The sequence below is a fragment of the Sphingomonas sp. HITSZ_GF genome (genome assembly GCF_029543155.1).
Taxonomy (GTDB): Bacteria; Pseudomonadota; Alphaproteobacteria; order Sphingomonadales; family Sphingomonadaceae; genus Sphingomonas.
On record NZ_JARQXA010000003.1, the window covers coordinates 330,060 to 343,477 of the forward strand.

Here is a 13,418-nt window from a genome sequence, read left to right on the forward strand (position 1 = left end):
CTAGTCTCCGCGGGCGAGTTTCTCCTCCGTCGGCGTATAGGCCGATCGCGCGCCGGGTCCATCGGCGACGTCGGTGGCGAAATAGGCGACGCCGGTGCCGCTCGCCTTGTCGATCCACAGCCCGGCCTTGAGGCCATAGGCGTCGCCCGAATGGCCGAAGCGGCGCTTGCCGTCGCCAAAGGGATCGTCGCGACACCCCTTTACCGGCGTGGCCTGGAAGGCGACGGCGAGGCCGTAGGAACAGGTGAAGCCGCCGGTAGGAGTCTGCACCGAGATGTCCCCGCCAATATCGCCGTTGCTGCCATCATAGGTCCAGAGCGGCGTCTCCATCAGCCGGACCGAGGCGGGGCGCAGGATGCGTACCCCGTCGAGCATCCCATTGCCGAGGAACATTCGCCCGACCCGGGCCAGGCCGCGGCCGGAGATGCGCAGCCCGCCCTGCGGCGCGAAGATCGCGCCGTTCGCGCCGGCACGCCACACCGACAGGTCGCAGCTGCCGTCGCTGGCCGGGCTGACCGGGCAGGCGGGCGGCGCGCCGTGATGATCGTCCTTGGTCGGCTTGTTCTCGCGGTACTGAACCACGGCGCGGGCTGCGGTCGCCGGCTTGCAGCTCGCCCAATTGTAGCAGGCGTCGAGTTTCATCGGCTTGAGGACCAGCCGGTCCATCAGCCGGTCGAAGCGCTCGCCGGTGGCGCGCTCCATCACTGCGGCGACCACCGGGAAATTGAAGTTGGTATAGGCCCACCAGCTGCCCGGCGCATGCTTGTCGTCCCAGGCCCTGGGATTCTGCAGCACCGCGCGCATGTCCGCATCGAGCGGGAGGACATAGTCGACCCGATCGGTGAGGCTCGAACGGTGCGAGAGCAGCAGTCGGAGCGTGATCACCTTCTCCGGAAAGGCCGGGTTGCGCAGCTTCCAGCCGAGCCAGCGCGATACGTCCGCATCGAGATCGAGCCTGCCTTGCTCGACCAGCCGCAGCACGCCGATCGCGACGACCAGCTTGGAGATCGAGGCGATGCGCACCGGATCGTCGGGGCTGACCGGTCGGTTGGCCGCGATGTCCGCCAGGCCCGACGTGAAGATCGAGACCTCGCCCTTGCGATCGAAGGCGACACGCACGCTGGCGACCGGCTTGACGATCTCGGTATCGGCGGGCGCGGGCTGCGTAGGCGCCGCCTGGGGATCGGCGGCAGCGAGGAGGAAAGCGAGCATCGGGACTACCATTGTCTCCCCTCCCTGCAAGAGAGGGGTCGGGGGTGGGTGGCGAGCGTAGCGAGCTCTGCGCCGGAGCGGAAAGAAGAAAAGGCCGGGGCATCGAGCCCCGGCCTTTCCTAAATCCACCCCTAGCCCCTCCCTTGCAGGGAGGGGAACTTCGGGATCAGAACTTCACTTCGGCGGCGATGGTGAACGAGCGGCCACGCGGATCCGCGACGCGCGGATCCCAGGAGCTGCCGGCACCGCTGTTGCCGTCATAGGTGATGGTGAAGGGCGGCGCGGTATTGAAGACGTTGCGCACGCCCGCGGTCAGCTTGTAGCCCGGCGCGAGGCCGATGAAGCTGATCGACGCGTTATAGACGATATAGTCGTCGGTGAACTTGTTGTAGTCGGTCCGCCAGATCGTGCCGGCGGCGATGCCGGGCAGCGCGCCGTTCTTGAAGCCCTTGCGGAAGATCTGGCTGAACGAGAACGACCAGTCCTTGTTCGACCAGCTGACGAAGGCATTGTGCTTCCACTTGATGCCCAGGTCGCCGGCATAGCTGAACACGCCGATCAGGCTGGGGCCATAGGCCGAGCTCGGGGTGAGCTTCTCGCGCTTCTTGAGCAGCAGCGAGCCGTCCAGGCCGGACGAGAAGCGGCCGCCAAAGGCTTCGAACGAGTCACGATAGGAGAACTCGATGCCCTGGGTGCGACGCGAACCGGCGTTGATCCAGCGCTGGTCGATCACCTGCACGGTGCCCGACGCGTCGCGAATGAAGCGATCCGGGAACAGCGAGGCATTGTCGATCAGCTGACGCAGCGTAAGCAGCTGGATCGTGTTGTCGACCGCGATCGACCACCAGTCGGCCGACAGGCTCATGCCCGGGATCGGCTGGAACACCACGCCGGCGCTGAACTGCTTGGCGGTTTCCGGACGCAGGTTCGAGGTACCGCCCGTCCAGATGTTCGGACGGATCTGCGCGCAGGGCAGGCCGCTGCCGAAGTTGCTGGTCGGCACGCCGCCCGGGCACTTCACCGGATCGGCGATGTCCGAGCCGGCATAGGGCGATTCCGTGATGCCGTTGTAGATCTGGTTGAAGGTCGGCACGCGGAAGCTGGTGTTGTACGAGCCGCGGAACATGATCTCGTTGATCGGACGATACTTGACCGAGACCTTCGGGTTCTTGGTGGTGCCAAAGCCGGTGTAGTCGTCGATGCGGCCGGCCAGCGTCAGCTCGAAGCCCTTGAACAGCGGCACGAGCAATTCGGCATAGGCCGCCTTCACGTCGCGGTGCTTCGGGGTGAGCGCGTTGACGTTGTCGAACGCGGCGAGGAAGATCACCGGCGCGCTGGCGGCAGCTGCCGCCGAACCGTTGAACTCATAGGTCTCGCGACGATAGTCGACGCCGGCGGCGAGCTGGACGTCTCCGCCCCAGATGCCGAACAGCGGGCCCGAGATCGAGGCATCGGCCTGCTTCACCTCGTAACGACCGCCATAGAGCGTCGCGCCTTCCGCCGAGACCGACTGTAGCGCGGCGAGGCCGGCGTCGGTCTGGGTGAGGCTGAACGGATTGATCAGGCCCGAATTCATCACGCCGACAAGGCCGCGGGCCTGCTGGCCGTTGATCAGGCCTACGCCGGCAACTGCGGGCGCGTTGGGATCATAGGCACCGTTCGCGAGCGTGCCGCGATAGTAATAGCCGCTGCCGAGCACCGAGGAGCTCTCCGAGCGGGCATAGGACGCGCCGGCGCGATAGTCCCAGCCGGCCCACAGCGGACCTTCGAAGCCGAGTGCGGCGCGGAAGGTCTGGGTGTTGGTGCGATATTCGCGCGGACCGCAGGGAATGCAGCGCCAGCGATAGGAGATCGGCTGGCCGTAGCGCGCGTTGAGCGCCGCGATCTGCGCCGTGCGGTTCGGGTTGGTCGGCACGTCGAATGCCGCGCGGATCGCGTTGAACACCGTGTTGTACTGCGCGGTCGTCGCTGCGTTCAGCGGATAGGCGATCGGCAGGTTGGTGGTGTTGGCGGTGAGCTGCGCGTTCGAGAAGCTCTTGGCCGAATCCGCATCCGAGCCGGTGGCTTCGAACGAGACAATGTGATCGCCCGCGATGCGCCAGGTCGCCTTGGTGTAGTAGGTCAGCGTCTGGATCGGCTGCTGGATCACCGCCGCGCGGCCCGTATCCCACGAGCAGGCATATTGCGCGCTCGGGGTGTTCCAGAGCTGCTCGTCATAGGCCATGCCGCCGTCGATCGAGTCACAGCCCGCGCCGCCCGGCAGGTCGAGGATGTTGATGCCGCCCGAAGCGCCGTTGGCGCCATTCGGCAGCGTCAGCGTCAGGCCGGTGAGCAGCGTGCCGCCCGCGGTGATGCTGCCCGGCTGGGTGTTCGCGCCGATGTTGAAGGCCGTTGCGATCGGGGTGCCGCGCGTATCGACCGAAAGGCCGCGATTGGGCTGGTCGCCATTGACGAACGAACGATCCGAGCCGCGCAGGATCTTGTTCCAGCTATAGGCGACGGCGCCCATCACGTTGAAGCCGTCCTCGTCGAGGTCGCCATAGCCGACCACGCCGCCCAGGCGATAGATGTTGCCGCCGCCCTGCTCGGTGATGTCGTTGAAGCCGTTGAGGCTCAGGCCCTGGAAATCGCGCTTGGTGATGAAGTTGATCACGCCGCCGACCGCGTCGGTGCCGTAGATCGCCGAGGCGCCGTCCTTGAGGACTTCGACACGCTCGATCGCCGCGAACGGGATCTGGTTCACGTCGACCGCCGAGCCCGACAGGCCGTGCGCTGCAACGCGGCGGCCATTGAGCAGGACGAGCGTCGCGCCCGCGCCCTGGCCGCGCAGGTTGGCAGCGGAAAGACCGTTGGTGCCGCGCTGCGCGCCGGTGACGACGTCGGCGTTCGACGCCAGATTGTCTGCGCCGGTGCCGCTGGCGGTGAGGAACATCATCAGCTGTTCGGGGCTGCTGATGCCGTTGCGGGTGATTTCCTGCTGGGTGATGATCTGCAGCGGCAGCGCCGAGTTGTTCGGATCCTGCTTGATGCGCGAGCCGGTAACGACGATCTCGTTGCCCTTGCCCTGCTTGCCGTCGGTATCATCCGAGCTGGTGGTGGGAACCGCGCCAGTGGGCGTCGCGGCCTCCTGCGTGGTATCCTGGCTGGCGGTCTGTGCCCAGGCCGGCATCGCGCTGGCCATCGCCGCGAACGCCACCCCCGAGACAAGAATCCTTCTGAATGCCCTCGGTTCGATCATGTCTTATTACCCCCTGAAACCGCAATTCCCGCGCGGTGAGAGGGCATTAGGTACCAAGAATGTTGCGGCGCGCCATAGTTTCTGTTCCCCGGACCATAACTCGATGGCATCAAATGAGACGATTGTGCGTGAAAGCGTGACACGGCTGCAACACAAGGCCGCTAGCATGGCCATTGACTGCGTCCGCGCCCCGTCCGAGCAGTAGCGAAACCAGGATCAGGGGAGCCCCGAATGCCCTATTTCGACAGCGCGGTGCCGCGTGACTGAGGCACCGATTCCCGCCGCGGCGGCGGTTCGCCCCGGCTGGGGACGCATGGGTCTCTATCTGCTGCTCGGCTTTGCCGCCGGCCTGCCCTTCTACCTGTTCAGCGCCACGCTTTCGCTGCGGCTCGCCCGGCACGGCGTCGACATCGTGATCATCGGTTTCTTCGCCTGGGTCTCGCTGATGTCGACGGTGAAGTTCGCCTGGGCGCCGCTGCTCGAGAAGTACGACGTGCCCGGCTTCGGTCGCTTCTTCGGCAAAAGGCGCGGCTGGATCATGCTCTCGCAGCTGGCGATCTTCGCCTCGACCGTGGGCATGGCGTTCACCGCATCGGACACCAACCTGCCCCTCACTGCGCTGTTCGCGGTGCTGCTCGCCTTCTGGACGAGCACGCTCGAGATCGCCGCCGATGGCTGGCGCGTCGAGCTGGCCCCCAATGCCGAGGAACAGGGCCCACTCGTCGCCGCCAACCAATGGGGCTATCGCGCCTCGATGGTGATCGCCAGCGGCGGCGCGATCTTCATGGCCGCCAAGTTCGACTGGACGATCGCCTATCTCTCGGTCGCGGTACTGGCCTTCGTCCCCTTCCCGATCCTCGCCGCGATGCGGCCCGAGGCCGAGGGCGGCGGCGGGCGCTCGGTCGCGCTGCTCACCGGCATCCTCGCCAGCCTTGCGGCAATGGTTGCCAGCATTGTCGCAGTCGGCGCGGTCGGCTGGGTGCTGCTCTCGGCAATCGGATCGGTCGGGATCAGCAATCCGGGCGTGGTGAGCTATTGGGTGTTCGCGATCTGCCTGCTGCCCTTCATTATCCTGGGCGCTTCGGTGCCCTGGCTTAGCAAGATGCCCTGGGACGCGCCGCTTCGCCGCTCGGCAGCCGTCGGGCCCTATGTCGATGTGGCGTGGCGCTACGGAATCGTGGTGATCCCGATCCTGCTGTTCGTCTCGGTCTATCGCACCGGCGACGTGATGGCGAACGCGCTCTCGCATCCGATGTTCAACCATCTCGGCTATGGGCTGGAGCAGATCAGCGTCGCGGATGGCTTCGTGGCGCTAATCGCGGGCATGATCGGCGTCACCTTGGGCGGCATCCTGGCGGCCAAGGCGCCGATGGGCTGGGCGCTGGTTATCGGCGGCGTCATGTCGGCGCTGAGCAACTGGATCTTCGCCTGGCTGGCCTATCAGTCCCCGGGCGGTCCGGTGTGGTTCTCGCTGTTCGGCGTGCAGGTGACCGCGGGCGATTTCGACCTCTATCTCGCCATGGCGATCGACCAGTTCGGGCACGGCTTCGAAGGTGCGGTGTTCGTCGTCTATCTCTCGCTGCTCGTGAACCCGCGCTTCCCGAGCGCGCAATATGCGCTGTTCTCGGGCCTGGCCTTCCTGATCCCCAGGCTGCTCGCCGGGCTTTCGGGCGTGTTCCAGAAGGCGATCGGCTATGACGGCTTCTTCATCATGGCCGGCGCGATGAGCCTGGGCGCGCTGATCTTCCTCCCCTTCATCGTGCGGGCAAAGCCCAAGCCGGACGACACCCCGGCAGGCGCGACCGCATGATCGAGAGCGCTTTCGCACCGGCGGCCGAGGCGGTTGCGTCCGGCCGCATCCCGGGCGCGACGCTGGGTGTGGTCGCGGCGGACGGACGGCGCTGGGTGACGCATAGCGGCATGGCCGCGCTGGTCCCCGAGCCCGAGCCGCTGACGCTGGACCATTGGTTCGACCTCGCCTCGGTTTCCAAGGTGGTGGCGACCACCACGATGATCCTGCGCCTTGCCGACGAGGGCCGGATCGACCTCGACGCGCCGCTGACCAGCGTGATCCCGGACCTGCGCCAATATGACGTGGCGGGTGCCTATGAGCGCACCCTCACCTTCCGCGACTGCCTGGCGCACCGCACGCTCTTCCCCGCGGTCGAGCCGATCTACACCTATGGCGACGATCCGGACCGGCTGCGCGCCTTCGTGCTCCAGCGCGAATGGAAGCACATCGCCGAGCCGGTCTATTCGGACATCAACTTCCTGCTGCTCGGCATCGCGATCGAGCGGGTGACCGGCAAGCCCTTGGGCGAATGGCCGCTGGGCGAAGGGCTGAGCTACGGCCCGCCCCCCGGCCCTGCCGTCGCGACCGAGCGCTGCATGTGGCAAAACCGCGTGCTCAAGGGCGAGGTGCATGACGAGAATTGCCGAGCAATGGGCGGGCAGACCGGCCATGCCGGGCTGTTCGGCACTGTCGCCGGCGTGCTCGACTTCGCGCAGGGCGTGCTGTCCGGCAGCTTCTCGGGCGCGATGCTCGAGGCCATCCGCACCCCGCAATATTCGCACCGCACCTGCGGCTGGGAACGCAAGTTCGCCGGCTGGTCGGGCGGGCAGGCCTGCTCCGACGAAACGATCGGGCACACCGGCTTCACCGGCACCGGGCTGTGGATCGATTTCGAGCGCGGCCTCGCCTGGACCCTGCTCACCAACCGCGTCCACCCGACGCGCCATTTCGACAGCGGCATCTTCGTGCTGCGCCCCGCGACGGGGGATGCCGTCATTTCTGCCTGGGAGGCCCTATGATCTCGCTGCTCGCTCTCGCCATCGCCCTTGCCGGCCCCGATCCCGACAGCGACACGCCCAGCCCGGCCGACCGGCTGGCGCACCAGCAGATGCTGGTGCTCGACACGCATCTGGATACGCCCGAACTGTTCGAGCATCCCGGCTGGAAGTTCGACGAGTGGCACGATCGCGACTTCGACAAGAGCCAGATCGACCTGCCGCGCATGGAAGCCGGCGGGCTCGATGGCGGCTTCTTCGTGATCTACACCAGCCAGGGCCCGCTGACTCCCGAAGGCTATGCCAAGGCGCGCGACGGCGCGCTGACGCGGGAGATGTGGATCCAGCGCGTCGTCGCCGCGAACAGCGACAAGATGGAGTTCGCGACTACGCCCGAGGACGCCTATCGCATCGCCAAGGCCGGCAAGCGCGTCGTCTTCCAGTCGATCGAGAACAGCTACCCGCTGGGCACCGACCTGACGCTGCTCAAATGGTATTATGACCAGGGCGTGCGGATGGCCGGCCCGATCCACTTCCGCAACAACCAGTTCGGCGACAGCGCCACCGACAAGGTGAAGCAGTGGAACGGTCTGAGCCCCTTGGGCAAGCAATGGGTCGCCGAAATGAACCGGCTGGGAATGGTGATCGACGTCAGCCATTCGTCGGACGACGTGTTCGACCAGGCGTTGGCGCTGTCGAAGGTACCGATCATCGCCTCGCACTCGGGCCCGCGCGCGATCTTCAACCATCCGCGCAACCTGGACGACGACCGCATGCGCAAGCTCGCCAAGGCAGGCGGCGTGCTGCAGGTCAACAGCGTCTATCTGGTCGAGGGCGACCATGACGCCGAGCGCAACAAGATCTCCGACCGGCAGGACGACTGGCATGCGCTTTCGGATGCGGAGCAGAAGAAGCTGATCGCCGACAAGGCCAAGGCGGATGCGACCAACCCCTATCAGGGCGCGGACTTCGAGCTGTTCATGAAGAGCCTGCTCCACTGCATCGCAGTGATGGGCGTCGACCATGTCGGCATCGGCGCCGACTGGGACGGCGGCGGCGGCGTGCGCGGGATGGAGGACATCACCGCGATCCCGAAGATCACCGCGCGGCTGAAGAAGGAAGGCTTCTCGGACGGCGACATCGAGAAGATCTGGAGCGGCAACGTCCTGCGCGTGCTGAAGCAGGCCGAGGACTGGGCGGCGAAGAACAAATAGGAAAGCGTTATCCCGGCGAAAGCCGGGATCTCGTGCGGCGGCGCTGTACGGCCCGAGACCCCGGCTTTCGCCGGGGTGACGACGTCGTCAGTTCGCCGCCGCCACCAGGTTGAGCACGTCGTCCATGTACTTGGTCGCGCTCACATCGCCCGGCACGTCGTTGGCGTAGAAGGCGAAGGTGTAGGTCTTGCCGCTCGCGGCGGTGAAATAACCGGCAAGCGCGTTGGTGGCGTTGAGCGTGCCGGTCTTGGCGAAGACCTTGCCTTCCAGCGGCGTGCCCTTGAAGCGGCGGGCAAGCGTGCCGTCGATCCCGCCGACAGGCAGCGTCTCGCGGAACTGCGCGCCCCAGGGCTGGCCGGCGATCCAGCGCAGCAGGCCGACCGAGCCGCGCGGGCTGACCCGGTTGTAGCTCGACATGCCCGAGCCGTCGGAAAAGTCCCAGCCGGTGCGCGGCACGCCGGCGGCGACGAGCATCTTCTCGACCTTGGCGACACCGTCCGCGATCGAGCCGCTGCCCTGCAGCGTGGCGACGCGGCGCAGCGTCAACTCGGCGTGCAGGTTCTGGCTGACCTTGTTGATGTGCTTGAGGTCCTCGGCCACCGGCGGCGGCGTGATCCGGGCGAGGACAGGCGCGGCGGCTGCCAGCTGGACGAGCGACGTGCCATTCTTCGCACGATATTCGGGATCGTCCTCGGGCTTGAGCGGGCGGTGGCGGGCGCTGACCGTCCCCTTCACCTTCACACCGCGCGCTTCGAGCAACACCTTGAGGCGCCAGGCAGCATAATCCGCGGGATCGTCGATGCCGAGCTTCCAGGTGCGCGGCTTGGCATCGGCGCCGATCGTGCCGGTAACGCGGAGCTGCTTGCCGTTGGGATCGCGGTCCCAGCCCAGCTCGGTCTTGTCGCCGGGCACCGTCTTCGCCTGGTTGTCGATCGTGAAATAGGGCCAGAGGTCGATCCTGGCCGCTTCCCCGTCCTTGGCCGGCGCGATGGTGAGCTTCAGCTCGTTGTCGTCGAGGGTGAGCGCCGAGATGCCGGTGCCCGACGAGCTGGGAATGTTGTTCCAGCTCATCCCCGGGCTCCAGCGCTGATCGGGGAAGGCGGTGTCGTCGCCGATGATGTTGCGGACATGCTTCGTCTTCGCGGCGATAGCGTCGGCCAGCGTGGCCAGGCAGTCCGTAGCGCAATCGTCGGCGCTCGACATGCGGGCATCGCCCCAGCCGGTCAGCACGACGTCATTGCCTTCGAGCCGCACCGTGGCGCCGCCGGTCGTGTCGGGCTGGTTGATGTCCGGCAGGTTCGCGAAGGCGGCGGCGGTGGTGTAGATCTTGGTGTTGGAGGCCGGGATGAAGCGGCCGTCGGGATTGATCGCGACGATCTCCCTGCCGTCCGGATCGACGACCACCAGCCCGAAGCGCGTGCCCACGGGCGCCTCGCCCAGCCGCGCGGCGATGCGCTGGTCCAGCGTCTGGGCCTGGGCCAGCGCCGGCAGGGCAACGGAAAGGGCGAGCGCGAGGACGATGTGCTTCATGCGGCAAGCGTACCCATCGCCGCCAAAGCTGCAAAGCCGGGATCATTCAGAGGAGTCGCCCGGGCATAACCGCCGCGCATGCCGGCATTGTTACGGCAACATCCCCCCGGCACTTTCGCGCTATGATAGGGCGTACCGCTTTAAAGCTTTGGGGTTCGCTGGCGCTGGCAATGGCCACGCCGGCGCTGGCGCAAACCGACGATCTGGCGGCGGCCCTGGCGCTGCCGGTGGCGAGCCAGATGACCGGCGCGCGCGACGTGCAGCGCTTCGCCTGGGTGGAGAACCGGGCCGGGCTGCGCAACCTCTGGGTGGCGGATGCGGGCCAGAAGGCCCGGCAGATCACGCACTATGCCGAGGACGACGGCATGATGCTCTACGACCTGGCGCTGAGCCCCGACGGCAAGCGCCTGGCCTTCGTTCGCGGCGGGGATGACGAGTTCCCCGACGGACGGATCCCGAATACGGCCTCGGCAGCGTACCCGCCGGGGCAGCAGGTGTTCGTCGCCGCGCTGGACGGCGGAGATCCCACGCCGATCGGCGACGGACACCTGCCTGTATTCTCGCCCGACGGACAGCGGGTCGCCTTCACCCGGCGCGGCGAGATCTGGCTGTGGCAGAGCGGCAAACCGGCGCGGATCGCCGCGCTCTCGGGCGAAGTGTCCGACCTCAAATGGACGCCCGACGGCAAGACGCTGTTCTTCGTCGAGGATCGCGGGGATCATGGCTTCGTCGCCACGTTCGACGTCGATACGGGCAAGCTGACCTATATGGAGCCCGCGCTCGGCAATTCGGCCGAGCCCGCGCTTTCGTCCGACGGCAGCGAAATCGCCTATATCCAGTATCGCGATCCCCCGGCGGGCGCGGCGGCGGACAGCGGCCCCTATTGGTCGATCCGGGTAGCCGATCTGGCGACGGGCAAGGCGCGTACCGTCTGGACTGCGCCACAGGGCATGGGCGGCCGCTATTACGGCACCCGCCAGCACAATCTCTATTGGAGCAAGGCCGGCCGGCTGCTCTTCCCCTGGGAGCGGACCGGCTTCCTTCATGTCTATGCTATCGACGCCGCCGGAAGCTCCGGCGCACCGAAGGAGCTGACTCCGGGCCAGTTCGAGGTCGAGACCTTCGTGCTCGGCGCCGACGACGTTCTGACCTTCGCAGCCAATGCCGACGAGGCCGACCGGCGGCATTTCTGGCAGGTGCCGGCCAGCGGCGGCGCGGCAAAGCGCGTGACCGGCGGCAAGGGCAGCGAGAGCCTGCCGCTGTTCGCCGGCGGACTGCTCGCGGGCATCGCCACCGATGCCGGGCATCCCGGGCATCCGGTGGTCGCCAAGGGGCTGGCACCGCTGGGCGAAGCGGCGGAGCTCAAGGGCGCGATCGAGCCCGAGGCAGTGACCTATCAGGCCGAGGACGGCGTGACCGTCCATGCCCAGCTGTTCCGCGGCAAGGGCAAGGGGCCACGCCCGGCGCTGATCTTCGTCCATGGCGGGCCGCGCCGGCAGATGCTGCTCGGCTTCCACCCCTCTCAATATTATTCCAACGCCTACATCATGAACCAGGCGCTGGCTGCGCATGGCTATACCGTGCTCTCGGTCAACTACCGCAGCGGCACCGGCTATGGACAGGCATTCCGCGAGGCGCCCGAGATCGCGCGCGGCGGCGCATCCGAATATCGCGACGTGCTGGCCGGCGGGCGCTGGCTGGCGGACCAGAAGGACGTGGCGGCGGACCGGATCGGCATCTGGGGCGGCAGCTGGGGCGGCTATCTGACAGCGCTGGCGCTGGCGCGGAACAGCGACCTGTTCAAGGCGGGCGCCGACTTCCACGGCGTCCACACCATGCTGCGCCCGGTCGAAGGCAACATCGCCCCCGACCAGCAGGATCTGGTGCGACAGAAGCAGTGGGACAGCTCGCCGATGGGATCGATCGACAAATGGCGCTCGCCGGTGCTGCTCGTCCACGGCGACGACGACCGCAACGTCGATTTCGCCCAATCGCTGCTGCTCGCGCGCGAGCTGGCGGCGCGGCGCATCCCGTTCGAGGAGCTGGTCTTCCCCAACGAACGCCACGAATTCTTCCGCACCGCGGACTGGCTTGCGGCCTATCGCCGCACCTTCGCGTTCTTCGACGAGAAACTGAAATGAGGGCGTTGATGGCAGTGACGGCTATGGCGAGCGCGAACGCGGCCCAAGCGCAGGAGCGCGCGACGCTGATCCACGGCGCGCGCGTGTTCGACGGCAGCGGCGCCGCGGCGAAGATCGCCGACGTGCTGATCGAGGGCGGCAAGGTCGCGCGGGTAGGCAAGAAGCTGCGCGTGCCCGAGGGGACCGAGGTGGTGGACGCCACCGGCCTCACGCTGATCCCCGGCCTGCACGACCTCCACATCCACACCCCGCGCGAAGCCTTTGCCGACGGCGCCGCGCTCCACCGTTTCTACCTGCCCTATCTCAAGGCGGGCGTGACCAGCATCAACGAGTTCTCGGTCTCGGGCGCGATGATGGCGGGGATCCGCGATCTCCAGGCGGATACGCCGCGCCTTACCCTGGCGATCCGGCTCGGCGTGCCCGGCGGGCACGGCACCGAGAGCAAGTTCACCCAGGCGATCACCTATCAGGTGACCAGCCCCGACGAGGCGCATGCCGCAATGGCGCAGGCGCTCGCCTTCAAGCCTGACATGGTGAAGGTGTTCGCCGATGGCTGGCGCTATGGCGATCCGGCGCGCCCCGACAAGCCGAGCATCGACGAGCCGACCCTCGCCGCGATCGTCCACGACGCACACAAGGCGGGCATCAAGGTCATGACGCACACGGTGACGCTGGAGGGCGCCAAGCTCGCCGCCCGCGCCGGCGTGGACGCGCTGGCGCACGGCGTCGGCGACGCGCTGGTCGATGGCGAGTTGATCGGCCTGATGAAGAAGCACCACATGGCCTATGTCGCCACGCTGGCGACCTACGAGCCGCTCGAGACGCGGGTGCTGGCGCCCGAGGAGATCGCCCTGCTCTCCCCCGAAGCCCAGGCGCGAGAGGCGGCCCGGCTGGCCAGGGGCGAGGCGGTGGCGCCCTATGACAGCAGGCGCTGGGAGATCATGCGCGAGAATATCCGCCGGCTCCAGGTGGCGCGGATCCGCATCGGCGTGGGCACCGACACGGGCATCGAGGGCGTCTATCCCGGCTTCGGCGCGCTGCGCGAGATGCGCTGGCTGACCCAGCTCGGCTTCACGCCCGCCGAGGCGATCGAGGCGGGCACGCGGGTGAGCGCGGACATCATGGGCCGCCGCAAGACCGAAGGCGAGATCCGCAAGGGCATGCGCGCAGACCTGGTGCTGACCGGCGGCACCCCCGACCTGATGTTCCGCGACCTGTACGACGTGAAGCGGGTCTGGGTGGCAGGGAAAGAAGTCAGCCTCGCCGACTAACTCAATCCTCTCCCGGAGGGAGAGG

The 13,418-nt window shown here is 67.4% G+C and carries 8 protein-coding genes; 5 read left to right on the forward strand and 3 right to left on the reverse strand.

Going from position 1 to position 13,418, the window contains the following annotated elements; translation table 11 throughout:
- Both P6144_RS10520 and P6144_RS10525 read right to left on the reverse strand, forming a co-directional pair.
- Window positions 1-1,212, reverse strand: a complete 1,212-nt coding sequence (locus P6144_RS10520; protein WP_277767710.1) for a serine hydrolase domain-containing protein — start codon at window positions 1,210-1,212, stop codon at window positions 1-3.
- A 166-nt stretch (window positions 1,213-1,378) separates the two neighbouring features.
- Window positions 1,379-4,408 (reverse strand): TonB-dependent receptor, encoded by a 3,030-nt coding sequence (locus P6144_RS10525; RefSeq protein WP_277767711.1) that lies wholly within the window; start codon window positions 4,406-4,408, stop codon window positions 1,379-1,381.
- 301 nt (window positions 4,409-4,709) lie between these two features.
- On the opposite strand from P6144_RS10525, the gene P6144_RS10530 reads away from it, so the two are divergent.
- The 3 genes from P6144_RS10530 to P6144_RS10540 are packed head-to-tail and all read left to right on the forward strand — an operon-like array spanning window position 4,710 to window position 8,451.
- Window positions 4,710-6,260, forward strand: a complete 1,551-nt coding sequence (locus tag P6144_RS10530) for a permease (protein ID WP_277767712.1) — start codon at window positions 4,710-4,712, stop codon at window positions 6,258-6,260.
- On the forward strand, window positions 6,257-7,261 hold the full coding sequence (locus tag P6144_RS10535) for a serine hydrolase domain-containing protein (protein WP_277767713.1): 1,005 nt from the start codon (window positions 6,257-6,259) through the stop codon (window positions 7,259-7,261). The genes P6144_RS10530 and P6144_RS10535 overlap by 4 nt, the downstream gene beginning before the upstream one ends.
- A complete protein-coding gene (locus P6144_RS10540; protein WP_277767714.1) occupies window positions 7,258-8,451 on the forward strand; it encodes a dipeptidase in 1,194 nt (397 codons plus the stop codon). The genes P6144_RS10535 and P6144_RS10540 overlap by 4 nt, the downstream gene beginning before the upstream one ends.
- A gap of 87 nt (window positions 8,452-8,538) precedes the next feature.
- Here the strand turns inward: P6144_RS10540 and dacB are convergent, their stop codons facing one another.
- The gene (gene dacB / locus P6144_RS10545) at window positions 8,539-9,981 is read right to left on the reverse strand and encodes a D-alanyl-D-alanine carboxypeptidase/D-alanyl-D-alanine-endopeptidase (protein ID WP_277767715.1); all 1,443 of its coding nucleotides are present in this window, start codon (window positions 9,979-9,981) and stop codon (window positions 8,539-8,541) included.
- Between the two features lie 170 nt (window positions 9,982-10,151).
- On the opposite strand from dacB, the gene P6144_RS10550 reads away from it, so the two are divergent.
- Together P6144_RS10550 and P6144_RS10555 are read left to right on the forward strand one after the other, a co-directional pair.
- Complete coding sequence (locus P6144_RS10550) at window positions 10,152-12,122, forward strand: alpha/beta fold hydrolase (protein WP_277767716.1); 1,971 nt, start codon at window positions 10,152-10,154, stop codon at window positions 12,120-12,122.
- A gap of 8 nt (window positions 12,123-12,130) precedes the next feature.
- The gene (locus P6144_RS10555) at window positions 12,131-13,393 is read left to right on the forward strand and encodes an amidohydrolase family protein (RefSeq protein ID WP_277767717.1); all 1,263 of its coding nucleotides are present in this window, start codon (window positions 12,131-12,133) and stop codon (window positions 13,391-13,393) included.
- The last annotated feature ends 25 nt before the right edge of the window (window positions 13,394-13,418 follow it).

Coding starts and splice junctions, on each gene's coding strand:
- P6144_RS10535 (WP_277767713.1), top strand. CDS start 6,257: ATGATCGAGAGCGCTTTCGCACCGGCGGCCGAGGCGGTTGCGTCCGGC.
- P6144_RS10520 (WP_277767710.1), bottom strand. CDS start 1,212: ATGCTCGCTTTCCTCCTCGCTGCCGCCGATCCCCAGGCGGCGCCTACG.
- P6144_RS10555 (WP_277767717.1), top strand. CDS start 12,131: ATGGCAGTGACGGCTATGGCGAGCGCGAACGCGGCCCAAGCGCAGGAG.
- dacB (WP_277767715.1), bottom strand. CDS start 9,981: ATGAAGCACATCGTCCTCGCGCTCGCCCTTTCCGTTGCCCTGCCGGCG.
- P6144_RS10550 (WP_277767716.1), top strand. CDS start 10,152: ATGGCCACGCCGGCGCTGGCGCAAACCGACGATCTGGCGGCGGCCCTG.
- P6144_RS10540 (WP_277767714.1), top strand. CDS start 7,258: ATGATCTCGCTGCTCGCTCTCGCCATCGCCCTTGCCGGCCCCGATCCC.